The sequence below is a fragment of the Saccharopolyspora sp. CA-218241 genome (assembly GCF_050954615.1).
GTDB lineage: Bacteria > Actinomycetota > Actinomycetes > Mycobacteriales > Pseudonocardiaceae > Saccharopolyspora > Saccharopolyspora cebuensis.
This window is the reverse complement of record NZ_CP191860.1, coordinates 3113336-3132243: the sequence shown is the minus strand read 5'-3', so window position 1 is coordinate 3132243 and position 18908 is coordinate 3113336. Positions and strand designations below refer to the sequence as shown.

15 protein-coding genes are annotated in these 18908 nt (G+C 73.7%); 7 read left to right on the top strand and 8 right to left on the bottom strand.

What is annotated here, in order from left to right:
- Positions 1 to 229 precede the first annotated feature (229 nt).
- Positions 230 to 1408, top strand: a complete 1179-nt coding sequence (locus ACQP0T_RS14915) for a four-carbon acid sugar kinase family protein (protein ID WP_433868612.1) — start codon at positions 230 to 232, stop codon at positions 1406 to 1408.
- A 106-nt stretch (positions 1409 to 1514) separates the two neighbouring features.
- Here the strand turns inward: ACQP0T_RS14915 and ACQP0T_RS14910 are convergent, their stop codons facing one another.
- The gene (locus ACQP0T_RS14910; RefSeq protein WP_433868611.1) at positions 1515 to 2891 is read right to left on the bottom strand and encodes an MFS transporter; all 1377 of its coding nucleotides are present in this window, start codon (positions 2889 to 2891) and stop codon (positions 1515 to 1517) included.
- A gap of 96 nt (positions 2892 to 2987) precedes the next feature.
- On the opposite strand from ACQP0T_RS14910, the gene ACQP0T_RS14905 reads away from it, so the two are divergent.
- The gene (locus ACQP0T_RS14905; protein WP_345365996.1) at positions 2988 to 3155 is read left to right on the top strand and encodes a hypothetical protein; all 168 of its coding nucleotides are present in this window, start codon (positions 2988 to 2990) and stop codon (positions 3153 to 3155) included.
- Positions 3156 to 3165: 10 nt separating this feature from the next.
- On the opposite strand, the gene ACQP0T_RS14900 is transcribed toward ACQP0T_RS14905, so the two are convergent.
- From ACQP0T_RS14900 to ACQP0T_RS14880, 5 genes are all read right to left on the bottom strand, one after another.
- Positions 3166 to 3606 (bottom strand): hypothetical protein, encoded by a 441-nt coding sequence (locus tag ACQP0T_RS14900; protein ID WP_345365998.1) that lies wholly within the window; start codon positions 3604 to 3606, stop codon positions 3166 to 3168.
- Between the two features lies 1 nt (position 3607).
- Positions 3608 to 5014 carry an Nramp family divalent metal transporter gene (locus ACQP0T_RS14895; protein ID WP_433868610.1) on the bottom strand — a complete coding sequence of 469 codons (1407 nt, stop codon included), beginning with the start codon at positions 5012 to 5014 and terminating at the stop codon, positions 3608 to 3610.
- A gap of 255 nt (positions 5015 to 5269) precedes the next feature.
- Positions 5270 to 7399 (bottom strand): acetate--CoA ligase family protein, encoded by a 2130-nt coding sequence (locus tag ACQP0T_RS14890; protein WP_433868609.1) that lies wholly within the window; start codon positions 7397 to 7399, stop codon positions 5270 to 5272.
- Positions 7400 to 8626: a formyl-CoA transferase gene (gene frc, locus ACQP0T_RS14885; protein WP_433868608.1), complete on the bottom strand. Its 1227-nt coding sequence runs from the start codon at positions 8624 to 8626 to the stop codon at positions 7400 to 7402.
- A 49-nt stretch (positions 8627 to 8675) separates the two neighbouring features.
- Positions 8676 to 10319 (bottom strand): thiamine pyrophosphate-binding protein, encoded by a 1644-nt coding sequence (locus tag ACQP0T_RS14880; protein ID WP_433873726.1) that lies wholly within the window; start codon positions 10317 to 10319, stop codon positions 8676 to 8678.
- 460 nt (positions 10320 to 10779) lie between these two features.
- Between ACQP0T_RS14880 and ACQP0T_RS14875 the strand changes: the two genes are divergently transcribed.
- The 4 genes from ACQP0T_RS14875 (at position 10780) to ACQP0T_RS14860 (ending at position 16655) form a co-directional block, all read left to right on the top strand.
- Positions 10780 to 12690 carry a molybdopterin oxidoreductase family protein gene (locus ACQP0T_RS14875; protein WP_433868607.1) on the top strand — a complete coding sequence of 637 codons (1911 nt, stop codon included), beginning with the start codon at positions 10780 to 10782 and terminating at the stop codon, positions 12688 to 12690.
- A 79-nt stretch (positions 12691 to 12769) separates the two neighbouring features.
- A complete protein-coding gene (locus ACQP0T_RS14870; protein ID WP_433868606.1) occupies positions 12770 to 14593 on the top strand; it encodes an NAD(P)H-dependent oxidoreductase subunit E in 1824 nt (607 codons plus the stop codon).
- A complete protein-coding gene (locus tag ACQP0T_RS14865) occupies positions 14590 to 15525 on the top strand; it encodes a 2Fe-2S iron-sulfur cluster-binding protein (RefSeq protein WP_433868605.1) in 936 nt (311 codons plus the stop codon). The genes ACQP0T_RS14870 and ACQP0T_RS14865 overlap by 4 nt, the downstream gene beginning before the upstream one ends.
- Positions 15522 to 16655, top strand: coding sequence for an acyl-CoA dehydrogenase family protein (locus tag ACQP0T_RS14860; RefSeq protein ID WP_433868604.1), 1134 nt, complete (start codon positions 15522 to 15524; stop codon positions 16653 to 16655). Before ACQP0T_RS14865 ends, ACQP0T_RS14860 begins: the two co-directional genes overlap by 4 nt.
- 51 nt (positions 16656 to 16706) lie before the next feature.
- On the opposite strand, the gene ACQP0T_RS14855 is transcribed toward ACQP0T_RS14860, so the two are convergent.
- Entirely contained in the window at positions 16707 to 17390 is a 684-nt protein-coding gene (locus ACQP0T_RS14855) for a GntR family transcriptional regulator (RefSeq protein ID WP_433868603.1), read from the bottom strand.
- Between the two features lie 266 nt (positions 17391 to 17656).
- Here ACQP0T_RS14855 and ACQP0T_RS14850 point away from each other — a divergent pair, with 266 nt between their 5' ends.
- On the top strand, positions 17657 to 18493 hold the full coding sequence (locus ACQP0T_RS14850) for a hypothetical protein (RefSeq protein ID WP_433868602.1): 837 nt from the start codon (positions 17657 to 17659) through the stop codon (positions 18491 to 18493).
- Between the two features lie 198 nt (positions 18494 to 18691).
- Here the strand turns inward: ACQP0T_RS14850 and ACQP0T_RS14845 are convergent, their stop codons facing one another.
- Complete coding sequence (locus ACQP0T_RS14845; protein WP_433868601.1) at positions 18692 to 18805, bottom strand: lasso RiPP family leader peptide-containing protein; 114 nt, start codon at positions 18803 to 18805, stop codon at positions 18692 to 18694.
- Between the last annotated feature and the right edge of the window lie 103 nt (positions 18806 to 18908).

The following is an 18908-nucleotide window of genomic DNA, read 5'->3' as shown; positions in this document are numbered from 1 at the left end:
TCCGATCGACCGTACCGGACCGCGGGAGGGCCACCAACCCGCGTGGTGGCCCGACGCGGTGTTCCGGGGCCGCCGCGGCCCGGTGACCAGCACGGACCGGGCGACGGGCCGAGGTGTGACGACCGCCTCGCCGCCGGTGCGCCCGTCGGGCTCGTTGCGCGTTGTGCGCATAGGTGGATAGTTTCGGTGCGTTTCTTGCGCGAAGTGCGCAAGGGTGAGGAGTGCGGCGGTGGGGACCGAGGTTCTGGTCGTGGCGGACGACCTCTCCGGGGCGGGTGATTCCGGGGTGCCGTTCGCGGTGCGGGAGCTGCGCACGCTGGTGTCGTTGCGCGCCGCCGGGACCGCCGAGGTCGTCGTGGTGGACACCGACAGCCGGGGCGCGCCCGCGCCCGAGGCGGCCCGCCGGGTCACCGGTGCGCTGCGCGCGCACGGCACCGGGCGGCTGGTGCTCAAGAAGGTCGACTCCACGTTGCGCGGCAACCTCGCGGCCGAGGTCGGCGCCCTGGCCGAGCACGCCGCGGGCGCCGGGGTGCTGCTCTGCCCGGCCTCGCCGGCGACCGGCCGCACCGTGCTCGGCGGCGTGGTGCACCTAGGCGGCACCGCGCTGCACCGGACCGACGCGTGGCGCGCCGAGATCGCGCCCCCGCCGCCTGCCGTGGCCGCCGCCCTGGAACCGCTGCGGGCGCACCACCTGGCGCTGCCGACCGTGCGCGGCGAGCCGGAGCGGCTGCGGGCGCGGCTCGCCGCGCTGCTGGCCGCGGGGGACGTGGTGATCGCCGACGCGGTCACCGGTGCGGACCTGCGTGCCCTGGTCGGGGCGGGCGTCGCGCTGCCCCGACCGCCGCACTGGGCCGGTGCCGCCGGGCTCGCCGAGGCGCTGGCCGACCGGGTGCGCCCCGGGCGCACCACCGCCGCGCTGCCCGCGGTGTCCGGCCCGGTGCTCACCGTCGTCGGCAGCGCCAGCGCTGCCTCCCGGGCGCAGGCGGAGGTGCTCGCCGCGCGGGGCGCGCGGCACGTCGACCTGCCGGTGCGGCGGCTGCTGGCCGATCCGGCGGGTTCCGCGGGGCCGGTGCGCCGCGCGCTCGACGCGGGGGACGCGGTGGTCACCCTCGGCGGACCGGTGGACCCGGCCGCCGCGTCCCGGATCGGCGCCGCGCTGGCCGAGGCCTGCGCCGGAGCGGGCGACGGCGCGGCGCTGCTGGTGCTCACCGGGGGCGAGACCGCGCGGGCCGTGCTGGCCCGGCGCGGCACCACCGCGCTGCGGCTGATCGCCGAACTCGAACCGGGCGTCGTGCTCGCCCGCGCCGACCCCGGCGACCAGCTCGTCATCACCAAGGCCGGTGGCTTCGGCGCACCGGAAGCGCTGCACCGGGCCATCGCCGCGGTGCGACCGGGAGGAGGAACATGACGCTGCCCACCATCGCCGTCACCCCGGGCGACGCCGCCGGGGAGCAGCTCGCGGCTTTCCGCGCCGTGCCCGGCGCCATCGTCGTCGTGGTCCGAGCACCCGGGCCTCAGGTGGGGATCGGGGGTCTGCCCGCGGCGCGCTCCGGTGCCGACGCGGTGGGCAGCGTGCGGGGCAGGCCGGGGCGGTGCAGCGCGGAGACGAGCAGCGCCGCGCACCCGGACAGCGCGGCGGCGACCACCGGCGCCGCGGGGGAGCCACCCGCGGCCGCCACCGCGAGGCCGATGCCGAGCAGGCCGCTGACCGCCTTGGCGCTGTAGACCAGGCCGTGCACCTCGGCGCTGCGCCGGTCCCCGAAGCACTCCCGGGCCAGCGCGGCGAACAGCGGGTAGAAGGCGCCGCCGCCGATCCCGGCGACCAGCGCCGCCACCAGCAGCGGCCCCGGGCCGGCGGCGGGCAACGCCAGCAGCAGGAGCACCTGGCCGAACGCCTGGGCGGCCATCACCAGGCGCAGCGCGCGGCGACCGCCGAGCCGGTCGGCGACCGGGATCGCCAGCGCCCGCCCGGCTCCGCCGGTGGCGGCGAAGGCGGCGACGGCGAGGGCGCCGACCGCGGGGCCGTGCCCGAGCCGCACCGCCAGCACCGCCAGGACGGCGGCGTTGAACAGCGACACCGTCGCCGCGCAGCACAGCGCACCGGCCATGACCGGCAGCACCGGCGTGCGCAGCGCCTCCACCGCCGAGAACTGGCGCACGGCGGGAGGGGCGCGGAACCGCCCGGGGTGCGCGGCCAGCGCCCACCGCCGGGGGTCGACGTGCTCGGGCCACCAGTGCGGCGGCGGGTCCGACAGCAGCAGCCCGCAGCCCAGCACCACGGCCGCGACCACCCCGGCCAGCACCGGCAGCGCGGCGACCGAAGCCGCGCCGTCGAGGGCCAGCGCCACCGCGAACGGCGCGGAACCCCAGGCGAACGCCCCGGTGACCGAGGCGACCCGGGCGGCGGACCGCTCCGGGAACCACCGGCCCGCGGTGGCGGTGCACGCCGCGTAGACCAGTCCGGCGCCGGTCCCGCCCAGCGCGGAGTAGCCGATCAGCAGCACCGCGAGGTGCTCGGCGCGCGCCAGCGCCAGCAGTCCGAGGCCGGACAGCAGCGCTCCGGCCACCAGGACCGCCCTCGGGTCCTTCCCGGGGCGTCGGCGGGCGACCGGGTAGGCGGCCCCGGCCTGGAACACCGTCCACAGCGCCAGCGCCCAGAGGAGCTCCGGCGCGGTCCGGCCGGTGCTCGCGGTCAGCGCCGGGACCGCGGCGCCGAAGGCGTACTGGCCGGTGCCGACCACCAGCACCGGAACCCGGCAGGCCCACAGCAGCGCGGTGCGGGAGCGGCCGGCGAGCTGCCGGGGGCTCTCGCCCACCCGGTAGGGCCTGCCGAGGTGGTCGCGCAGCACCCGGTGCGCGGGCGGGAGGAAACCGCTGCTCGCTCGGTCCATCGGTCACCCTCCCGTGGTGTCGGGGCTCACACGGCGAACCCGGTCGATTTTCGGCATACTGTATGCAGGAGAACACGACGAGGAGGTGAACACACCATGCGACGACTGCGTTCCGCCCTGCGCCACTTCGCCCGGCTGCCGCGCGGCTACGCGGCCGACGGGCGGCTGCTCGGTCTCGGTCTGGCGACCGCGATGGAGTCCAGCAGGCGCTCCGCGGGCGGGGACCGGCCGGTCGCCGTCCCCGCGCAGCGGACCCCGCGCTGATCGCCGCGCATCAGCTCGACCGCCGGGCCGACCAGGCGTGGCCGACCCCGGTGAGCCGTTCGTGCACCCACACGAAGCCGATGGCGAACCCGATGCTGAGCATCGCCTGGTAGGCCAGGAAACCCAGCGGGCTCGGCGGCAGCGCGAAGCCGCCGTCGAGCACCAGCCGGGTGCCGACGTCCTGGACCAGCCGGGCCAGCGGGAACCCGATCACCCAGAACAGGGCCACCGGGGCGAACGCGCCGCCGCGCAGCACCCCGTGCGCCCGCAGCGCCCCGTAGCCGATCCCGAGCAGCGCCAAGGGCAGCGCCAGCAGCACCCCGGTGGTCACCGCCCACGCCACCGGAGCCCCGGCGACCAGGGGCAGCACGCCGGCGAACAGCCCGGCGCAGCACGCGATCAGCAGCCCCGGCGCGACCCGGTCCGGGGACAGGGCGACGACTCGACCCATCTCAGCTCACCACCACTCCGAAGCGGAACAGGCTGAAGAACAGCATGCCCAGGTAGAACACCGCTCCCGCGCCGATCACCAGGTTGGTGAACACGTTCGGCCGGATCGGCTTGGGCAGCATCAGGTTGTTCACCAGCAGCAGGACCACGCAGTAGGCGCCCATCGCGAACGTGGACAGGAAGGCCAGGATGTCCAGGATCGCGCTGGGGCCGTCGGCCGGGCCGAACAGCAGGATCAGGATGCCGAAGCCGATCACGGCCCACAGGAACCCGGCGTAGAGGTGCGACATCTTCAGCCGCCGCGCCCCCGGCACGAAGTGGTAGGTCATGTCCGCCTGGCCCCGGGAGAACGAGTCGAACAGGCCCAGCGTCGCGTTCAGCCCGATCAGCGCGAGGAAGCCGAGGAACACCGACCCCAGCACCGGGCTGCCCGCGGAGGCGAAGGCGCTGGCCATCGCGTTGAGCGCGGCGTCCCGGTCGCCCTGCTCGATGAGCGTGCGGACGTTGGGGTTCTCCCGCGCCGCGGACTGGGCGAGCACCGTGAACGACACCGTCACCAACATCGTCACGCCCCAGAACAGCAGCAGCGCGTCGAAGGTGACCCAGCGCCGCCAGCCCTTCCACTTGCGCATCTCCTCGGGGTCGTTCGTGTCGAACATGAACCCCCGGCTGGGCATCACCTCCTCCTCGCCGGCGTGCCGCAGCCCCCGGATGCGCGGGATGTGCGCCCCCATCCCGGCGCCCTTGTCCCGCAGGTGCAGCGTGTACCACATCTGCTGCATCCCGGAGGGCCCGGCGAAGGCGATCGAGCCGACCACGATGGGGAACCAGGTGGCCGACATCGCCTCCTCCGGGAAGTAGCCGAAGTGGAACATCCCGGTGAGGGTGCTGACCAGGTCGTTGAAGTTGCCGACCATCGCGGCGATCACCGTCGCCCCGACCACGAGGAGCCCGATCAGGAACGACAGCACGTTCTCCAGCAGGCTGTAGATCACCTTGGCCAGGCTGAACAGCACCCCGACCAGCAGCAGGCCGAGGCAGGCGGTGACCACCCACGGGATGCCGGTGATCTCCTCGAACGCCGCCGCGCCCGCCGACAGGTGCCCCGGCCAGATGTAGACCACGATCGCCGTGACGAAGAAGAACCACATCACCGGTTTGGCGATCCGCGCCGCACCGGAGAAGATGCTCTCGCCGGTGGCCATCGCGTAGCGCGCCATCTCCAGCATCACGAACGCCTGCAGCGTGACGCCGATCAGGAACAACCACCGGATCTCCGGGCCGAACACCAGCACCAGGCGCGGCCACATGTAGGACTCGCCCATGCCCACGCCCAGCGCCACCAGGAAAACGGTGGGACCGAGCAGGTGCACCGACGGCGGGGACTCGGGCAGCTCGCGGATCGGCATCGGTTCGAGCCGGCCCGCCTTCCACACTCTCGATTCGCCTAACGCGGGCTCCGCGTCTTGGTTTCCAGGTGCCTTCTCAGCGTCCACTCCGGACCTCCTAGTCCGCGATCGATCGAACCGGACGGTGCGGAGCGCGGCAGGGCGCGGGTCGCCCCGGGGCCGGGCCGCCCAGCGCGTTCCTCACCGGTCGCGGCGGGCGAGGGACGGGCTGGTGCGGTCCCGGAGCCGGGGTCGGCGCACGCGGTGTCGGCTCCGCTACCCGAGCAAGCCCGCCGCCCGGGCCCACCGGTACTTGGCCCCGAGCACCGCGACGGGCTTCTCGGTCGTGTAGGGATAGGCGACGATGCCGTGGTCGAACAGGTACTCCGCGGCCTTCTCGACCTCGGTGTCCCCGGCCAGCGAGGCGACGATCGGCTTGTCGATGCCCTGCTCGCGGGCCTCCTCGGCGACCCGCGCGGCGAGTTCGGCGAACACCATTGGCGGGGTGACGATGGTGTGCCAGTAGCCGAGCACGAGGGAGTGGATGCGGGGATCGCGCAGTCCGAGCCGGAGGGTGGCCTCGTAGGTGCTGGGCGGCTCGCCGCCGGTGATGTCGATCGGGTTGCCCGCGGCCCCGAACGGCGGGATGTGCCGCCGGAATTCGGCGTCGAGGTCGTCGGGCACCTCCATCAGCCGCAGGTCGTTGGCCACGCAGGCGTCGGACAGCAGCACGCCGGATCCGCCCGCACCGGTGATGATGACGACGTTCTCGCCCTGCGGGGTGGGCAGCAGCGGCACGCCCCGGGCGTACTCCAGCATCTCGTTGAGCCCGGGCGCCCGGATGACGCCGGACTGGCGCAGCACGTCGTCGTAGACCTTGTCGTCACCGGCCAGCGCTCCGGTGTGCGAGCTGGCCGCGCGGGCGCCGAGCGCGGTGCGGCCCGCCTTGAGCACCACCACCGGCTTGCGCCGGGTGACCCGCTGCGCGGCCTCGACGAAGGCGCGGCCGTCCTTGAGGTCCTCCAGGTGCATCGCCACGCAGCGGGTGTTGTCGTCCTGCTCGAAGTAGGTCAGCAGGTCGTCCTCGTCCACATCGGACTTGTTACCCAGGCCGACGATCGCGGACACGCCCATCCGGGTGGTCCGGCTGAAGCCGAGGATCGCCATCCCGATCCCGCCGCTCTGCGAGGTCAGGGCCACGCCGCCGCGCACGTCGTAGGGGGTGCAGAACGTCGCGCACAGGTTGTGCCAGGTGGAGTAGTAGCCGTAGATGTTGGGGCCGAGCAGCCGGATGCCGTGCTCCCGGGCCACCGCCACGACCTCCTCCTGGAGCTCGACGTTGCCGGTCTCGGCGAAGCCGGAGGGGATGAGCACCGCGGCGGCGACGTTCTTCGCCCCGCACTCCTCCAGCGCGGCGGCGACGAACTTGGCCGGGACGGTGAACACCGCCACGTCCACGTCGCCGGGCACCTCGCCGATGCTGCGGTAGGCGCGGCGCCCCATGATCTCGTCGGCCTTCGGGTTGACCGGGTGGATGTCCCCGGCGTAGCCGCCGTTGATCAGGTTCTTCATCACCGAGTTGCCGATCTTGCCGTCCTCGTTGGACGCGCCGATGACGGCGATCGACGACGGGTTCATCAGCCGCCGCATCGCCCGCAGCACGTCCTGCTCGGAGTGCCGCACGGGCTCGGCCGGTTCCTCCTCGGCCAGCACCACCCGGACGTCGGCGGCCACCGCGCCCGCGGCCGTGGCGAACACCGGGTTGAGGTCCAGCTCGCTGATCCGGGGGAAGTCGTGGACCAGGTCCGAGACCCGCCGCAGGACCTCGGCCAGCGCCTCGGCGTCCACCGGCTCAGCGCCGCGGGCGCCGCGCAGCACCTCGGCGGCGGCGATGTCGTCGAGCATCCCGCGCGCCTGCTCGGCGGTCAGCGGCGCCAGCCGGAAGGTGACGTCCTGGAGCACCTCCACCAGCACGCCGCCGAGGCCGAAGGCGACCACCTTGCCGAAGGTCGGGTCGGTGGTGGCGCCGACGATCACCTCCTGGCCGCCGACGACCTGCTGCACCTGGACCCCGGTGAGGCGCGCCTGCGCGTCGTGCGCCCGCGCGTTGGCCAGGATCGCGCGGTAGCCGTCGCGCACCGCCTCCGCGCCCTCGACGCCGACGAGCACGCCGCCCGCCTCGGTCTTGTGCAGGATGTCCGGGGACACGATCTTCAGCGCCACCGGACCGCCGAACCCGGCCGCCAGCGCCACCGCCTCGTCCTCGGTCGTGGCCAGCCCTTCGCCGGCCGCGGGAATGCCGTAGGCGTCGCACAGCGCTTTGGCCTCGGGAGCGGTCAGCGCGGTGCGGCCGTCGGCGAGCGCGCCGTCGAGCACCGCGCGCGCCGCGGTCTGGTCGTAGGCCATCTAGATCACTCCGTTCGCCTTGAGCGCGGTCAGCCGGTCCGCGTCGATGCCCAGCCGCTCCTGGTACACCTCGCCGTTGTGCTCCCCGAGCAGCGGCGAGCGGCGCACCGCGACCGGCGATTCGGAGAGCTTGATCGGGCAGCCCACGGTGGTGAACGCGCCCCGCTCCGGGTGGTCCACGGTGACGATCATGCCGTTGTCCGCCAGCGAGGCGTCCTCGATCAGCTCGCGGGTGGACAGGATCGGACCGCAGGGGATGCCGTGGGCGTTGAGGCTGGCCAGCACGTCCCACTTGCCATGGTGGGCCGACCACTCCTCGATCATCCCGAACATCTTGTCCAGCTTGGACAGCCGCGCTTCCGGGGTGGCCCAGTCCGGGTCCTCGGCCAGCTCCGGCCGCCCGATCAACCGCGCGATCGGGGCCCAGCCCTGCGGTTGCACGATGACGTAGATGTAGTCGTTCGGACCGCCCGGGCTGCACCGCAGCGCCCAGCCGGGCTGGCCGCCGCCGGAGGCGTTGCCCGAGCGCGGCACCTCCGCGCCGAAGGAGTCGTTCGGGTACTCGTCGAGCGGGCCGTGCGCCAGCCGCTGCTGGTCGCGCAGCTTGACCCGGCAGAGGTTGAGCACCGCGTGCTGCATCGCCACCGAGACCCGCTGCCCGCGGTCGGTGCGCTCCCGCTGGAACAGCGCCGCCAGGATGCCCGCGACGGTGTGGATGCCGGTCCCCGAGTCGCCGATCTGGGCCCCGGTGGCCAGCGGCGGCCCTTCCTCGAACCCGGTGGTGCTCATCGAACCGCCCATCGCCTGGGCGACCACCTCGTAGGCCTTGTAGTGCGTGTAGGGGCCGTCGCCGAAGCCCTTGATCGAGGCGTAGATCAGCCGGGGGTTCAGCTCGCGCAACCGGTCCCAGGTGAAGCCCATCCGGTCCACCGTGCCCGGCCCGAAGTTCTCCACCAGCACGTCCGAGGAGGCCACCAGCTCGGTGAACATCTCCTTGCCCTCGTCGGACTTCATGTTCAGCGTGATGCTGCGCTTGTTGCAGTTGAGCATCGTGAAGTACAGGCTGTCGGCGTCGTCGAGGTCCCGAAGCTGGCGCCGGGTGATGTCCCCGGTGGGGGCTTCGAGCTTGACCACGTCGGCGCCCAGCCAGGCCAGGATCTGCGTCGCGGACGGTCCGGACTGGACGTGCGTCATGTCCAGCACCCGGACACCTTCTAGAGCGCTCATGCCGAGCTCCTTCGGGCGGTGTGATCGGTCGGTGGCCGGCAGCGGGGAGCTACTTGTACATGGTCTGGTTCATCGTTCCGGGCGCGTAGACGTCCGGATCGACCCAGACGTTGATCAGCGACGGCTTGCCCGACTCGCGGGCCCGGCGCAGCGCGGGGCCGATCTCGGCCGGGTCCCGGACCTCCTCGCCGTAGCCGCCGAGCATCCGGGCGAATCGGCTGTACTCGACGTCGCCCAGGGTGTTGCCGACCCGGCCGCGGTCGTCGCCGTACTTGGCCATCTGGCCGTAGCGGATCTGGTTCATCGACGAGTTGTTGCCGACGATGCCGACGAAGGGCAGTCCGAAGCGGACCATCGTCTCGAAGTCCCACCCGGTGAGGCTGAGCGCGCCATCGCCGAACAGGCAGACGACCTCCTTGTCCGGGCGGGCGTGCTTGGCGGCCATCGCGAACGGCACGCCGACGCCGAGGGTGCCCAGCGGACCCGGGTCCATCCAGTGCCCCGGCGACTTCGGCTGCACCACCTGACCGGAGAAGGTGACGATGTCGCCGCCGTCGCCGATGTAGATCGAGTCCTCGGTGAGGAACTCGTTGATCTCGTGCACCAGCCGGTACGGGTCGATGGGGGAGGCGTCGGAGTGCTGCCGCGGCAACCGCTTCTGGTACGCGGCGTCCTCGACCTCGCGCAGCTCGCGCACCCAGGCGCCGCGGCCGGCGGCGCCGTTGTCCAGCCGCCCGGAGGTGGCCTGGGCCAGCGCGGTGAGCACCGCGTCGGCGTCGCCGACGATGCCCAGGTCGATGTCGCGGTTCTTGCCGACGGTGCGGTAGTCGAGGTCGATCTGCACCACGGTCGCCGCGCTGGACAACCGCTTGCCGTAGCCCATCCGGAAGTCGAAGGGGGTGCCCACGATGATGATCAGGTCGGCGTTGTCGAAGGCGTAGCGGCGGGCGAGCTGGAAGTGCAGCGGGTCGGCGGGGGACAGGGTGCCGCGTCCCGCGCCGTTCATGAAGGCGGGCACGTTGAGCTCGCGGACCAGCTTGACCGCCGAGTCGGTGGCCCGGCACCCCCACACCTGGCTGCCCAGCAGGATGCACGGCTTCTCGGCCTTGGTGAGCAGGTCGGCGAGCCGTTCGATGCCGGCCGGGTCGCCGGCCGAGCGGGTCGAGGAGCGGTACCGGCCGCCGACCGGCACCCGGGCCCGGTCCACCGGGACCCGCGCGTCCAGCACGTCGCGCGGGATCTCCAGGAACGACGGGCCGGGCGCGCCGTGGTAGCACTCCCGGAAGGCCATCGACACCAGGTCTGCGACCCGTTCGGTGTGCGGCACGGTCGCGGCGAACTTGGTGATCGGGCCCATCATGTCGACGTGCGGGAGGTCCTGCAACGAGCCCATCTTGTGCTGGGAGAGCGCGCCCTGGCCGCCGATCAGCAGCAGCGGGCTCTCGGCCCGCAGCGCGTTGGCGACGCCGGTCACCGCGTCGGTGGTGCCGGGGCCCGCGGTGACCACGGCGCAGCCGGGGCGTCCGGTGATCCGCGCGTAGCCGTCGGCGGCGTGCGCGGCGACCTGCTCGTGCCGGACGTCGATGACCTCGATGCCCTCGTCGACGCACCCGTCGTAGATGTCGATGATGTGCCCGCCGCACAGGGTGAAGATGGTGTCGACGCCCTCCGCGCGGAGTGCCTTGGCGACCAGATGACCCCGGAGATCAGCGGGGCGTCGGCGGCGTGGTCGGTGGAGGTGTGGGCCATGGCGGAGTCCTCATCCCCTCGGCGATCGGCATACTGCATACCGTATGAACTTCAGGGATACCGCAGTCGGCCGTGGGTGTCCACCGCCCAGCCACCGGGTTGCGACGTCCAGGTGAACCCCACTCGATCGTCCATTGTGAACGGTAGGTCCGGATGATTCCGGCCGCGTCGCACCGCGTTCCTCCGACAGGACGATCGGCGCGGTGCGCGGAACGGACGCTTGTCGGATGGGAGCCATACAGTATACTGCATTCACGAATGCCGGTCCCCGTCGTCGCGCCCTGTCGTCGTACCCCGGTGTCGGGTCACGGGACGCCCGCGGCGGCGAACCCGGTTCGGCGTCGGGGTCGGGGACGCGCTCGGCGACCGGCCGGACCGGCGCGTCCGGCTCGAGAGGAGGCACGATGGCCTACACCCGGCTGACCACGCCGCTGGTGCGCGACGGCGGTGAGCTGCGCCCGGCGTCGTGGGACGAGGCGCTGGACCGGGCGGCCGAGGGCATCGCCGAGACCGTGCGGGAGCGCGGCGCCGATGCCTTCGGCATGTTCTCCTGCGCCCGCTCGACCAACGAGATGAACTACGTGGCGCAGAAGTTCGCCCGGGCCGTGATCGGCACCAACAACGTCGACTCCTGCAACCGCACCTGCCACGCGCCGAGCGTGGCGGGGCTCGCGCAGGTCTTCGGCAGCGGTGGCGGGACCTCCTCGTACCAGGAGATCGAGGACGCCGACCTGATCGTGATGTGGGGGTCCAACGCCCGCGAGGCGCACCCGATCTTCTTCCACCACGTGCTCAAGGCGGTGCGGCGCGGCGCCCGGCTGTTCGTGGTGGACCCGCGGCGCACCAGCACCGCGCAGTGGGCCGACCGGTGGCTCCAGCTCGACGTCGGCACCGACATCGCGCTCGCGCACGCCGTGGCGCGGCAGATCATCGCCTCCGGACTGGTCAACCGCACCTTCATCGACCGCGCCACCGAGGGCTTCGACGACTACGCCGCCGACGTCGCGAAGTGGACGCCGGAGGTCGCCGCGCTGGAGACGGGGGTGCCCGCCGAGCTGATCGAGGAGCTCGCCCACGCCTACGCCAACGCCGACCGGGCGCAGCTCTGCTGGACGCTGGGCATCACCGAGCACCACAACGGCACCGACAACGTGCTGGCGCTGATCAACCTGGCCCTGCTGACCGGTCACGTCGGCCGCTACGGCAGCGGCCTCAACCCGCTGCGCGGGCAGAACAACGTGCAGGGCGGCGGCGACATGGGCGCCATCCCGAACCGGCTGCCGGGCTTCCAGGACATCCTGCTGCCCGAGGTGCGGGAGAAGTTCGACCGGAGCTGGGGTTCGGCCATCCCGCCGCGCTACGGCTGGCACCTGACCCAGATGTTCGAGGCGATGGACCGCGGCGAGCTCACCGCCGTCTACGCCATCGGGGAGAACCCGGTGCAGTCCGAGGCCGATTCCGGGCGCACCCGCAAGCGGATGGAGAACCTGCGGCACCTGGTGGTCCAGGACATCTTCCTGACCAAGACCGCCGAACTGGCGCACGTGGTGCTGCCCGCGACGGCGGCCTGGTGCGAGAGCGAGGGCACCTTCACCAACAGCGAGCGGCGGGTGCAGCGGGTCCGCAAGGCGCTGGACGCACCGGAAGGCGCCCGCGACGACATCGACATCCTCTGCGAACTCGCCCGCAGGCTCGGCCACGACTGGCACTACGACCGGGCCGAAGCCGTGTGGGACGAGATGCGCGCGCTCTCGCCGATGCACGCGGGCATGACCTACCAGCGGCTGGCCGACCTCGGCGGCATCCAGTGGCCGTGCCCCACCGAGGACGGGCTGGAACCCAGCTACCTGCACTCCCGGTTGTGGGCCGACGATCCGGCCGAGCGGGGCGACCCGGCCCCGTTCGTGGTCGTCGAGCACCGGCGACCGGTCGACGAGCTCACCGCGGAGTTCCCGCTGCGGCTGACCACCGGGCGCCGGCTGGACTCCTACAACACCGGCGTGCAGTCCGGCGGGTTCAGCTCGCCGATGCGCCGGGGCGAGACGCTGGACCTCAACCCCGCCGACGCCGAGGCGCTCGGCCTGGCGGCGGGGGAGCGGGCCCGGATCACCTCGCGGCGCGGCTCGATCGTCGCGCCGGTGCGGCTGGATCCCGGCCTGCGGCCCGGATTGGCGTTCATGACGTTCCACTTCCCGGACGAGGTGGACGTCAACTCGATCACCATCGAGGCCACCGACCCGGTGGCCGGGACGGCCGAGTACAAGGCCTCGGCGATCCGGGTGGACCGGATCGGCGACGCCGAACCCGCCGCCTGACTGCTCGGACCCGCGGCGCGCGGTGGTGCGGACCGCGCGCCGGCAGCCTCCCGCCACCCGCACGACCCAAGGAGGCCCCGTGGACCTGCACCTGCTCAGCTCCGCGCCGACCGCCGTCGAGCAGGCGGCGATCGACGACCTGCTCGGACCCGGTGACGGCAACGGCCACGGGCCCGCGCCCGGGCGCGACCAGCTGCTGCCCTGCCTGCACGCGGTCAACGACCGGGTCGGCTGGATCAGCCCCGGTGCGCTCAACCACATCTGCCGCCGGTTGTCCGTGCCGCCCGCCGACGCCTACGGGGTGGCCAGCTTCTACGCCCTGTTCGCGCTGCGCCCCCGGGCGCCCCGGGTGCTGCACGTCTGCGACGACCTGGCGTGCCGCACCGGCGGATCGGCGGAGCTGGTCGACGCGCTGCACCGCGAACTGGGACCGCCGGGGGAGGACCGCGGCGGTGTCACCTGGACGACCAGCCCCTGCCTCGGGGTGTGCGAGCGGGCGCCCGCCGCGCTGTCCCTGGCGGCGGGCGACCCGGCCGAGGCGCGGCTGGTGGCGCCCGCCGACGACGCCGCGGTGGCGGCGCTGGCCCGGGCCGAGGAGCCCGGCGAGGAGCCCGAGCCGGTGGTTCCGCAGGCGGGCTCGCCCGGGTTGGCGCTGCTGCGCCGGATCGGCGTGGTGGACCCGGAGAGCCTCGACGACTACCGGGCGCACGGCGGCTACACCGCGCTGCGCACCGCGCTGCGGCTGGGGCCCGCCGGGGTGATCCGCGAGGTGACCGAGGCGAACCTCACCGGCCGGGGCGGCGCGGCGTTCCCCACCGGCCGGAAGTGGGAGGCCACCGCCGGGCAGCCGGTGCGCCCGCACTACCTGATCTGCAACGCCGACGAGAGCGAACCCGGCACGTTCAAGGACCGGGTGCTCATGGAGGGCGATCCGTTCGCGGTGGTGGAGGCGATGACCATCGCCGCGTTCGCCACCGGCTGCTCGCGGGGCTACCTGTACCTGCGCGGCGAGTACCCGCGAGCGCTGCGCCGGATGCGCGGGGCGATCGACCGGGCCCGGGAGCGCGGCCTGCTCGGGCGCGACATCCTGGGCGAGCCCGGGTTCGACTTCGACATCGAGATCCGCCGCGGTGCCGGGGCCTACATCTGCGGGGAGGAGACCGCGATCTTCAACTCGATCGAGGGCTACCGCGGCGAACCCCGGACGAAACCGCCGTTCCCGGTGGAGCGCGGCCTGTTCGGCAAGCCCACCGCGGTGAACAACGTCGAGACCCTGCTCAACGTGCCGCTGATCCTCACCGGCGGCGCCTCGGCCTACGCGGGCACCGGCACCGGCGGTTCCACCGGCACCCGGCTGTTCTGCCTGTCCGGGCAGGTCCGCCGTCCCGGCGTCTACGAGGTCCCGTTCGGCACCACGCTGCGCGCGCTGCTGGACCTGGCGGGCGGGACGACCGGCGAACTGCGCGCGGTGCTGCTGGGCGGGGCGGCGGGCGGTTTCGTCGGACCCGACCGGCTGGACCTGCCGCTGTCGCTGGAAGGAGCGCGCGAGGCGGGCACCACGCTCGGTTCGGGGGTGGTGCTGGTCTTCGACGAGACCGCCGACCTGCCGGACCTGCTGCTGCGCATCGCCGCGTTCTTCCGCGACGAGTCCTGCGGCCAGTGCGTGCCCTGCCGGGTCGGCACGGTCCGCCAGGAGGAGGCGTTGCAGCGCCTGGTCGGGCAGCGGGCCAACAGCAGCGGCGAGGACGATCTGGCGCTGCTGCGCGAGGTGGGCCGCGCGATGCGCGACTCGTCGATCTGCGGACTCGGCCAGACCGCGTGGAACGCGGTCGAATCGGCCATCGATTCCCTGGGCGCGCTGTCCGGAGGCGCGCCCGGGACCACGACGGAGGAGCGGGTATGACCATCGTCGATCTCGGACTGCCCCGCCGGCTGGTGGACATCACCCTGGACGGCGAGCAGGTCAGCGTCGCGGAGGGCAGCACCGTCCTGGACGCCTGCGCCGCGGTCGGCACCGAGGTGCCGACCCTCTGCTACGGCGACACCCTGCGACCGCGCAACGCCTGCCGCGTCTGCGTCGTCGAGGTGGAGGGCTCCCGGACCCTGGTGCCGTCCTGCTCCCGCGAGGTCACCCCCGGCATGGTGGTGCGCACCGACACCGAACGCACCCGGCACAGCCGCAAGCTGGTGCTGGAACTGCTGGCGTCCTCGGTGGACCTGTCCACCACGCCGGGGGTGGACGGCTGGATCGAGGACTACCAGGCCCGGCCGGAGCGGTTCGGACCTCCGGAGCCGTCCGCCGACGACCGCGACCAGCGGCCCCCGGGCGAGCACGAGCCGCCGGACGGCTCGGTCGCCGCGACCGTCGCCCAGCCCGCCGCGGTGGACAACGACCTCTACGTGCGCGACTACGGCAAGTGCATCCTGTGCTACAAGTGCGTCGACGCCTGCGGCGAGCAGTGGCAGAACTCGTTCGCGATCACCGTGGCCGGGCGCGGGTTCGACGCCCGGATCTCCACCGAGTTCGCCGCGCCGCTGCCCGATTCGGCGTGCGTGTACTGCGGCAACTGCATCGAGGTGTGCCCGACCGGGGCGCTGAGCTTCAAGACCGAGTACGACATGCGCGCCGAGGGCAGCTGGGACGAGTCCCGGCAGCAGCGCACCACCACGGTGTGCACCTTCTGCGGGGTGGGCTGCAACCTGACGCTGCACACCCAGGACAACGAGATCGTGCGGGTCACCTCCCCGCACGAGAGCTCCGTCGGGCACGGGAACCTGTGCATCAAGGGGCGGTTCGGCTGGCAGCACGTCGGGCGGCGGAAGGATTCGCCGTGACCGGCGCGCCGGGGCTCGACCGCCTGCTGCGCGAGGTGGTCGGTCCCGGCGCGGCCGGGACCGATGCGCGCGGCCGGTTCCCCCGCGCGGCGGTGACCGCCTTCGGCGCCGCCGGGGTCCTCGGGCTGACGGTGCCGAAGTCCCGGGGCGGCGGGGGCGGTGGGCTCGCCGAGGCGGTGCGGGTGGTCTCCGAGGTGGCGCGGCACTGCGGGTCCACCGCCGCGGTGCTCCAGGCGCATTACGCGGCGGTGGCGGTGCTGGTGCGCTGCGGGCCGCCGGAGCTGCTGCGCGCGGTCGCGTCCGGAACGCACCTGTGCACCGCGGCGGTGGCCGAGGCCGGGCGTCCGGAGGTGCTGCCGACCGGTGCGCCGCCGGTCGTGCACGGCGGCGTGGTGGACCTGGTCGGGCGCAAGCGCGGGGTCGTCGCGGCGGGCGAGGCCGATGGCTACGTGTGGGCGTCGGCGGGGACGGGCGGGGCCGCGACCCTGTGGTGGGTGCCCGCCACCGCACCGGGTCTGCACGTGCCCGCGGTGGCCGACGGCGCCGCCGCGGTCGAGGGGATCGGGCTGCGGGGCAGCGCGATGGCCACCGTCACCGCCGACCCGCTGCGGGTTCCGGCCTCGGCCGTGCTCGGCGGCGACGGTGGTGGTGCGGAACTGGTGCTGACCGAGCTGCTGCCATGGTCGCTGGCGTTGGCCGCCGCGGTCGCCACCGGGCTGGTGGAGGCCGTGCTGGCGCGCGCGGTGGAGTGCGTGACCGGCCCGCAGCCGTCCTGGACCCGGTGGCAGGGCCCGCCCACCCGGCAACCGGAGGTCCGCGCCGACCTGGCCCGGATGGCCGGTCGGCTGGCGGCGGCGCGGTCGTCGCTGGACGACGCGGTGCAAGCCGCGACTTGGCGGCGGCCGGAGGCGCTGCGCCTGCTGCTGCAGGCGAGGGCGACGGCGGGGGAGACCGCCGTGCAGGTCGCCGAGCTGGGGATCAAGGTCTGCGGGCAATCGGCGTTCCGGGCCGATCTCGGCGTCGAGCGGTGCTTCCGGGACGCGCACGCGGCGGGATTCGGCCCGTTCGGCACCGACGACGCGCTCGACCTGCTGGGGCGGCTGCTCTGCGATGTGCCGCTGCTGACCTGAGCCCCTGCCGCCGCCCGCGCGGCGCCACCACCTGCGCCGCGGGCCGGTCTCTCAGTCCTCGGCGCGCTCCAGGTAGGACTCGCGGGTGTGCTCGGTGTGCTCCCGCATGAGGCGCGCGGCCAGGTCGGCGTCGCCCTTGGCGATCGCGTCGATCAGCGCGGCGTGCTCGTCCCAGGACTTCTTGCCGCGCGACTTGGCGACCGGCGTGTGGTACCAGCGGACCCGGCGCGCCACCTGCTCGGCCAGCTCGCCCAGGATCTTGTTCCCGGACATCGCGGTGATCTGCGTGTGCAGCTCGGCGTTGGCGCTGACCACGGTGTCGACGTCGTCGGCCTTGAGCGCCGCGACGCCGCGCTTGTAGGTCTGCTTGAGCGCGGCGACCCCCTCCTTGGTGGAGTGCAGCGCCGCCAGCCGCGCCGATTCGGCCTCCAGCAGCGTGCGCACGCCGAGGAGCTGGTCGGCCTCCTCCGGGGTGGGGCTGTGGACGAACGCGCCGTAGCCCGGTCGCAGGTCGACCCACTCGTCCTTCTTGAGCCACTGCAGCGCTTCGCGCACCGGCTGCCGCGACACGCCGAGCATTTCGGCGAGTTCCTTCTCCACCAGGTGCCTGCCGGGCGCCAGCTCACCGGTGATGATCATCTCCAGGATGGCGTCGTAGACGGTCTCGCGCAGCGGCACCGGGCGCGCGACCTGGCGGCCGGACGCGGCCTGCGGCACATTCGAGGGCAGCGACATGCGGAGGACTCCGAGGGGCGTTCGGGGCCGACCGGTGTTTCCGGCCGACTCGTCGGATTTAGCATACAGTATGCGGACGCGCGGTTTGCGGTGCCGCGCGCCGAATTCACCCGTTCGTCCACTGAGGACCACCGCTGGGCCGAACGGATGGAACGCGCCGGCATGCCTGGACACGCCGACCGGGGCGGGACTACAACGGCGGAACGGGACGGTGATCGGGCTCACCGCGCAGCACCGCAGTCGGCCGCCCCGCCTCGGAGGCGCTGATGGACGTGCCCGGCCACCTGTGGATCCCGATCGCCGTCGTCGCGGTCGCGCTGCTCCTCCGCGAGTCGTTCGCGGCGTGGCGCACCGACGGCGAACCCCCGCCCGGACGCGCCGTCGCCGCGCTGACCGGTCATCTCGCGCTCGGCGCGCTGCTGTGCCTCCTCGTGATGCTGGTCTCGGGCGGTGCGGCGGGAGGCGACTTCGGCGCCGCCTGGCTGCACTCGCTCGCCGTCAACGTCGACAGCGCCCTGGTGCTGCTGCTCCTGGTCGAGCTGGTCGACGTGCCCCGCGGCCTCCTGCTGGTGCTGGCGGTGCTCGGCACCGCCGCGGCGCGGGTGGTGCTGCTCGGCCTCGGTGCGCCCGGCGGGATGTCGTGGCTCTCCGCGGTGTTCGGCGGCGCGCTGCTGGGCGCGGTGTGGCTGCACCACAGGCGCGCGGAGCAGCCGCCGGGTGCGCTGCCGCGGATCGCCGCACGTCCGGTCGCCGCGGTGGCGTTCGGGGCGCTGGCCGCCGTGGTGTTCGCCGGTCACGCCACCGGGACCGGCGGTGCGCCCGGCGCGGTGCTCGCCGCGACCTTGCTGGCGCTGGCCGCGCTGCGCCCGCTGTGCGCACTGCTGCGGGCCCTGCTCGGCCGCGGCCCGGCGGCGGTCGGGCTGGCCGCCGTGCTGGTGTTCGTCGCGGCGAAGTCGCTGCTGGCGGTGCTGCCGGGACCGGACCCGGCGCACGACCCGCGGGTGGTGCTGCTCTGCCTCGGGATGCTCGCCGCGACCGCGGTCCTCACCGCGATCGGTGCCACCCGCGAACCCAACACCCCCACCCGCCCGAGTGATCCATGACCCGTGCGGGAATGCTCTGGCCCTGACCAGCACGAACAGTGCTCAGAAGTACCCGCGTGCGCCCGCGGACCGCCGGGGCCTGGTGCCGGGCTGAGCGGACCGCAGCGCTGTGCCCCGGGCTCCTCCAGGCGGCCCGCCAGGCCCGGAAGGGTGGTGGAGCTGAACTCCCCGGACGAGCTCAGCCGCCACACCGCTCGATCACCACGTCCTCGAGCTCATCAAACCGTCGAAGGTGTGCCCGTTGTCGCCGAGGGTGTCGGCGGCGAAGTCACCCACCTCGACCAGCGCGGGGACGGCGTAGGTTTCGTTCATGGTGGTTACCTCCGTGCCGTGGACGGTGCTGCCCGGTCGGGGCGCCTGCCTTGGGATCGGCCGTTCTCCGGGTGGGTTGAGGGGTTCGCGGCGTGGGTTCACC